Annotated in this window: 4 protein-coding genes and 1 pseudogene; all 5 read left to right on the forward strand. The window is 72.5% G+C overall.

What is annotated here, in order from left to right; genetic code table 11:
* Positions 1-8: 8 nt before the first annotated feature.
* Positions 9-683 (forward strand): annotated as a pseudogene (locus ABZU25_RS29135) (CDP-alcohol phosphatidyltransferase family protein); the annotation flags it as partial.
* A gap of 222 nt (positions 684-905) precedes the next feature.
* Positions 906-2,561 (forward strand): sulfatase-like hydrolase/transferase, encoded by a 1,656-nt coding sequence (locus ABZU25_RS29140; protein WP_355032561.1) that lies wholly within the window; start codon positions 906-908, stop codon positions 2,559-2,561.
* Between the two features lie 34 nt (positions 2,562-2,595).
* The gene (locus ABZU25_RS29145) at positions 2,596-3,390 is read left to right on the forward strand and encodes an FkbM family methyltransferase (RefSeq protein WP_355032562.1); all 795 of its coding nucleotides are present in this window, start codon (positions 2,596-2,598) and stop codon (positions 3,388-3,390) included.
* A 121-nt stretch (positions 3,391-3,511) separates the two neighbouring features.
* Positions 3,512-4,276, forward strand: a complete 765-nt coding sequence (locus tag ABZU25_RS29150) for an ABC transporter ATP-binding protein (protein ID WP_355032563.1) — start codon at positions 3,512-3,514, stop codon at positions 4,274-4,276.
* The gene (locus ABZU25_RS29155) at positions 4,273-6,291 is read left to right on the forward strand and encodes a hypothetical protein (protein ID WP_355032564.1); all 2,019 of its coding nucleotides are present in this window, start codon (positions 4,273-4,275) and stop codon (positions 6,289-6,291) included. The genes ABZU25_RS29150 and ABZU25_RS29155 overlap by 4 nt, the downstream gene beginning before the upstream one ends.
* Positions 6,292-6,498: the final 207 nt, after the last annotated feature.

Below are 6,498 nucleotides of genomic sequence, written 5' to 3' on the forward strand. Positions count from 1 at the left end.
GAGGCACGATGTCAACGGTTCGAACTGGTCCGCTCGTCGGACTGATCGTGCAGAGCGCCGTGCTGGCGGTGCTTGCCGGGACAGTCGGTCTCGGCGCTGCGGGGTGGGTGGCGGGGCTCGCGTACGGGATGGTCCTGTGCCTCCTGCTCGGCCGGGGGTTGTCCCGCTCGGGTGCGCGTGGCCTGGGCCCGGCCGACCAGGTCACCCTGAGCCGGGCGATCCTCGTCGGCGGCGTGACGGCCCTGGCCGCTGACGCGTTCACCCGGCCGGCGCCGATCACGTTGATGGTCGTGCTGACCGCCGTGGCGCTGGCCCTCGACGCTGTGGACGGGTACACGGCCCGACGCACCGGGACCACCAGTGAGCTGGGCGCGCGCTTCGACATGGAGATCGACTCTTTCCTGGTGCTGGTGCTCTGCCTCCACGTCGCCCCGGCGGTGGGCGGCTGGGTGCTCGCGATCGGCGCGATGCGCTACGTCTTCGTCGCCGCGAGCTGGGTGCTGGGATGGATGCGCGGGTCCCTGCCGCCGCGCTACTGGCGCAAGGTCGTCGCGGCGATCCAGGGCGTGGTGCTGATGGTGGCCATGGGAGACAGGCTGCCCGGACCGCTGACGACCGTCGTGCTGATGGCGGCACTGGCGCTGTTGATCGAGTCGTTCGGCCGCGACGTCACGTGGCTGTGGGCGACCCGGCACCGTCGCCGTACCCCGCTCCACGGCACCCCGGGCGTACCGGCCACGATGGTCCACGTGAGCAGCCACCGCCCGACGGTCGCCGCGGCCCGCGGCGGCATCGCCCGCGTCTGAGCCGCCCGTACGCCGCACTCCGTAGTGACCATGGAAGGGATGCCCGGGTTGTCGCTCTTGACGCGAGTACGTGAGCTGCCGAGCCAGAGACGAAAGGCGGTGAGGGACGGACTCCCGGGTGGTACCGCCGACGACGGCACCGCGGGCGCGGGTCGGGCGAGGCACTCCATCGCCGCCCGGCTGACGACCGTCCTGGCCGCGCTGCTCGTGCTGTTCGTCCTCACCGTGCCGTACGACTTCGGCCGCCTCACCCCGGCGGCGTTCGCGCGGATCCCCCTGGAGGCGCTGCTGGTCGTTGCCCTCCTGCTCGCCCTGCCGCCGCGTGGCAGCCGGCTGGTCGCCACCCTCGCCGGCGTGGCCCTCGGCCTGCTCGGCCTGCTGAAGCTGCTCGACCTGGGGTTCTCCGCCGCGCTCAGCCGGGCGTTCGACCCGGTGCTCGACTGGGCGTTGCTCGACGAGGGGTTCGCCTTCCTCAGCGAGTCGTACGGCCGGCCCGCCGCCATCGGCGTCGCGACAGTCCTGGCGGTGGTGCTCGTGGGACTGCCCGTCCTGGTGACGCTGTCGGTGCGGCGACTGCGGCGGCTGGCGGTCCGGCACCACACCGGGACCACCCGGATGGTGGCCGCGCTGGTGGTCGTCTGGGTGGCCTGCGCCGCGTTCGATGTGCGGGTGACGCCGGGCGTACCGGTCGCCGACACGTCCGCGACGACCCTGGCCAACGGCCACGGCTTCCAGGTACGCGTACGTCTCGACGACCGGAAGACGTTCTCCACCCTGATCGAGGCCGACCCGTTCCGCGACACCCCGGGCGACCAGCTGCTGACCGCGCTGCGGGGCAAGAACGTGGTCGTCGCCTTCGTGGAGAGCTACGGCCGGGACGCCGTCGAGGACCCGGAGTTCGCGCCGCAGGTCGGTGCCGTCCTCGACAGCGGCACCAGCCGGCTGGGCGCGGCGGGTTTCGCCGCGCAGAGCGGCTTCCTCACCTCACCGACGTTCGGTGGTGGCAGTTGGCTCGCGCACGACACGCTGCTCTCCGGTCTCTGGATCGACAACGACCAGCGTCACCGCACGCTGCTGGCGAGTGACCGGATGACCCTCAACGGCGCCTTCCGGCGGGCGAACTGGCAGACCGTGGGAGTGATGCCCGCCGTCAGCAGGGCGTGGCCGGAGGGGTCCTTCTTCGGCTACGAGCGGTTCTACAACGCCAAGGCGCTCGCGTACCGTGGCCCGAAGTTCAGCTTCGGCACGATGCCGGACCAGTACACCCTGGCCAGCTGGCAGCGCCTGGAGCAGGCGAAGCCTGCCGGCAACGTGATGACGGAGCTGGCGCTGGTGTCGAGCCACGCGCCCTGGACGCCCGTCCCGCCGTTGCTCGACTGGGCGACCGTCGGTGACGGGGCGGTCTTCCGCGCCGCCGGCGCCGGCGACGACGACCGGCGCCGGAGCACCACCCAGATCCGAGCCGACTACCGCACGTCCATCGAGTACACGCTGAGCACGCTCATCTCCTACGTGCAGACCTACGGAGACGACGATCTCGTGTTCGTCTTCCTCGGCGACCACCAGCCCGCCGCGGTCGTCACCGGCGAGAACGCCAGCCACGACGTCCCGATCACGATCATCACGAAGGACCGGGCCGTCCTGGACCGGATCTCCGGGTGGGGCTGGCAGGACGGGCTCAAGCCGGGACCGCAGGCGCCGGTCTGGCGGATGGACACCTTCCGGGACCGGTTCCTGACCGCCTTCGGACCGTAACCCCGGCCACCTCTCACGGACTGGACCCAGACAGATGACGGCTGCCACCGACACCAGGATCGCCGCGCTCCGCAGCGATCCGGAAATGTCCCTGCTGCACCGGTCGCTGGACGTCTACTACGGCGATCCCGAACGGGACGCGCGGATGGACGCCTTCTACTCCCGGTTCGTCAGCAGTGGGGATCTCGTCTTCGACATCGGCTCCCACGTGGGCGACCACATCGGCAGCTTCCGTCGCCTCGGAGCCCGGGTCGTCGCCGTGGAGCCGCAGCCGCTGTGCCTGCGCGCCCTGCGTGCGATCTACGCCGACGACGATCAGGTGACGCTTGTCGAAGCCGCGTGTGGCGCGCTCCCCGGCAGCACCCGGTTGCACGTGAACTCCGCCAACCCCACCGTGTCGACCGCCTCGCCCGACTTCGTGCGGGCGGCCCGGGGCGCGGGCGGGTGGGAGGGCGAGGTGTGGGACTCGGTCATCGAGGTCCCGGTGGTCACCGTCGACGCGCTTATCGACGAGTACGGCACGCCACGCTTCACCAAGATCGACGTGGAGGGGTTCGAGGACGAGGTGCTGGCCGGCCTGAGCCGGCCGCTGCCGGCGCTCTCGTTCGAATTCACCACGATCGCGCGTGCGGTTGCCGGTCGGTGCCTCGACCGCCTGACCGTTCTCGGTTTCGACGGCTTCGACGTCGCGCTCGGCGACAACAAGTCGATGACCTTCGAGCGGTGGCTGCCCGCGAGCGACATGGCGGCACACCTGCGCGACCTGCCACACCGGACGAATTCCGGCGACGTGTACTGCGTGACCGGTCGGCGCCAGACGGGAGCCTGACTGACGATACGCGACAGCCTCATCGGCGCGGTCCTCCCGGTGCGAAGGCGTCGATGACCGGCCCGCTGGTCGCATTGCCGGGGGTCCACCGTGGACCGGAGGGGTCCCCTATGCTCGGCGCGTGATCACCCCAGCACTGGAGATTCGCGGCCTGGTGAAGACCTTCGGGACGCATCGCGCGGTGAACGACATCGACCTGACGGTCCGCTGCGGCACGTTCCACGGCATCGTCGGTCCCAACGGTGCGGGCAAGTCCACCACCATCGGGATGGCCGTCGGACTTGTCACTCCGGACGCCGGTGAGATCCGGATCCTCGGGCACGACGCGCTGCGCGACCGCGGCCTGACCCGCGCACTGACCGGGGTGTTGCCCGACGGCCTCGACTTCCCGGAGCGCCTCACCGGCGCCGAACTGCTGCGCTACAGCGCCGGCCTGCGCGGGCTGCACCGGGCCGCGGCCACCGAACGCGCCGCCGAACTGATCGAGGTGCTCGGCCTGGCCAAGGGCGCCGGCACACCACTCGCCGACTGCTCGACCGGCACCCGCAAGAAGCTCGGCCTCGCCCAGGCGCTGCTGCACGCGCCCCGGCTGCTCGTGCTCGACGAACCGTTCGAGGCGGTCGACCCGGTCTCCGCGGCCACCATCCGCCGGGTGCTGCGCCGGTTCGTGGCCGGCGGCGGCACCTGCGTGCTGTCCACCCACTCGATGCTGCTGGTCGAGCAGATGTGCGACGAGGTCACCGTCATCCATCAGGGCCGGGTCGCCGCCGCCGGGCCGGTCGCCGAGGTCGCCGCCGGCACCAGCCTGGAGGAACGGTTCGTCGAGTTGGTCGGCGCCGACGCCTCCGGCAGCGCCGGCCTGGACTGGCTGACCGAGGCACGATGAGCGCGCAACCTGACGCCGCACTGGCCGGAACGCTGCACACGATCGCGGTACCGGCCCGGATGCGCGCGGCAATGCTGCGTCGCTCGCTGCGCGAGCATCCGGGACCCACGGTGGCCGGCCTGGCCGGTCTGCTCGCCGCCGGCTGGCTGATCCGGTACGCGCTCCGCGGTGACCAGCACACCCTCGCCCTGCTCGTCGGGGCGTGGGTGCTCGGCTGGATCGTGTTGCCGCTGCTGCTCGGCGGCGGGCGCGGCCGGGTCCGCCCAGCTCACCTACGGTTGGAGCCGATCGGCGGCGTGCCGGCCGCGACCGGTCTGCTCGCCGCGTCGGCGATCGGCATCGGCCCGGCCGTCTCGCTGGTGGCGCTCGCCGCGCTGCCGGTGCACGCCGCTCGGCACGGCTCCGTCGCGGTCCTCGTCGCCGCCGTTGGCGCGGTGCTGCTCTGGCTGCTCGGGCTGATCGGCTCGGCGATCGCACTGGAGATCGTCGGCCACGCCGGCGGTCCGGCCGGGGCGCTGCTCACCGGCGTCTTCACCGGCACGGCGATGGGTGTCGCCGGGTCACTCTGGGCGGTCTTCCCCTGGGTGTCGGTCCTGCTCGTCGGTGCACCGGACGAGGTCGTGCGGGCCATGGGGTACGTGCCGAGCGCCTGGCCGGTCTCCGCCGCCTCCGGACCAACCGGGCAAGGGGTGCGACTGATGGCGACCCTGGTGGGCATCGTGGCGCTCTGCGCCGCCGCGTACCTCATGCTGGTGCGAAGGGTGATCACCACGGGCGTGCCGTTCCGGCCGCGCGGGACCACCGCGCTCCCGCTCGTCCGGCGCGGCGGCGGCGAGCCAACCGCGCGGCGCGAAAGCACTGCGGCGTCACCGGTCGGAGACGGGCGTGCCCAGCGCGGGAGCACTGCGGCGTCGCCGGCCAAAGACGGGCGTGCGCGGCGCGGGAGCACTGCGGCGTCACCGGCCGGAGACGGGCGTGCGCGGCGCGGCTGGCGGGCGTGGGTGCCGGCCGCGACGCGGGCGGTCGCGGGCCGCGAGTTGCGGGCCTGGATGCGGCATCCGCTGCGGTTGCAGTATCTGGCGTTCGCTGTGGTGTACGGCGCGCTGCTCGCCGGGCTGCCGCTACTGTCCGACGTGGACCTGCTGCTGCCGTGGGCCGGGCCGTTCGCCGTGCTCGGCGCTGCGGCGATGTCGGCCGGGCTGGTCGGGCTGGACGGCACCGCGCTGTGGCTGCCGCTCACCACGCCGGGCGGCGAACGGGCCGAGGTCCGGGGTCGGACCCTGGCCTGGCTGGTGCTGGTCACCCCGATCGGGGTGCTGCTCGCCGTCGTTGGCGTCATCCTCGCGCCCGACGTCGACCCGCTGGCCGCGCTCTCCACCCTGCCGGCTCTGCTCGGCGCGGGCGCGTCGGTGCCGGTGTGGGTGTCGCTGCTGCGGGTGCGACCGGTAGCCGACCCACGGCACCCCACCTCGGCCGACAACCCCACCGACATTGTCAGCGTGCTGGTCGCCACCGGGTCGGGGCTGGTGGCCGCCGCGCCGGTGCTCGCGCTGGTGATCTGGGGTCCGCCGGAGGTGACGCCGCTGCTGCCACTGGTCGGGCTGCTCAGCGGCGCTGCGGCCTGGCGGGGTGGCATCTGGTTGGCCGACGAACGCCTCACCCGGCGCGGGACCGACGTGCTCGCCGCAGCCGGCCAGCGGAGCCGGCCACCGGAGACGGTGCTCCCGCTGACGTGGGACGCCGAGTGGTACCGGGAGAACAAGGCGACCGCGTGGGCACTCGGACTGCTCACGGTGGGGTGGATCCCGGTGATCCCCCAGGGGGTGATGCCGTTGGCGTTCGGGATCGACAGCGGGTGGATCGTGGCCGGTCACCTGAGCGGGAGCGCGCACACGGCGGTGGGGCTGGCCATGGTCGGGCTGGGCGTCGCGATGCTGCTCGCCGGCCTGGTGCTGTGGGACCGCCGACCACAGCCAGCCGGCCCTCCCCAACCTGCTCCTGGACAGCACACCTAGACGGTAAGTCCGCACTCGGGACGGGGCTGCGGACGCAGCTAAGGCGCTCGGCATCCGCTGTGGCTGGCCGACCATGTGATGTGCTGTTGAGCGGTATACCTCTGAGTCATAGTTATGGGTCTTGTGTTGGATGTGTGGGTCGCCGGTGATCATCTTCCGGGGAGTTGGGGTTGGTGGCCGCCGAGGTTGAGCATGGCCAGGGCGATG

Origin of the sequence: Micromonospora sp. NPDC005215, assembly GCF_040607915.1 — a bacterium.
In the GTDB taxonomy this organism is placed as follows: domain Bacteria; phylum Actinomycetota; class Actinomycetes; order Mycobacteriales; family Micromonosporaceae; genus Micromonospora.

Coding starts and splice junctions, on each gene's coding strand:
- ABZU25_RS29145 (WP_355032562.1), top strand. CDS start 2,596: ATGACGGCTGCCACCGACACCAGGATCGCCGCGCTCCGCAGCGATCCG.
- ABZU25_RS29155 (WP_355032564.1), top strand. CDS start 4,273: ATGAGCGCGCAACCTGACGCCGCACTGGCCGGAACGCTGCACACGATC.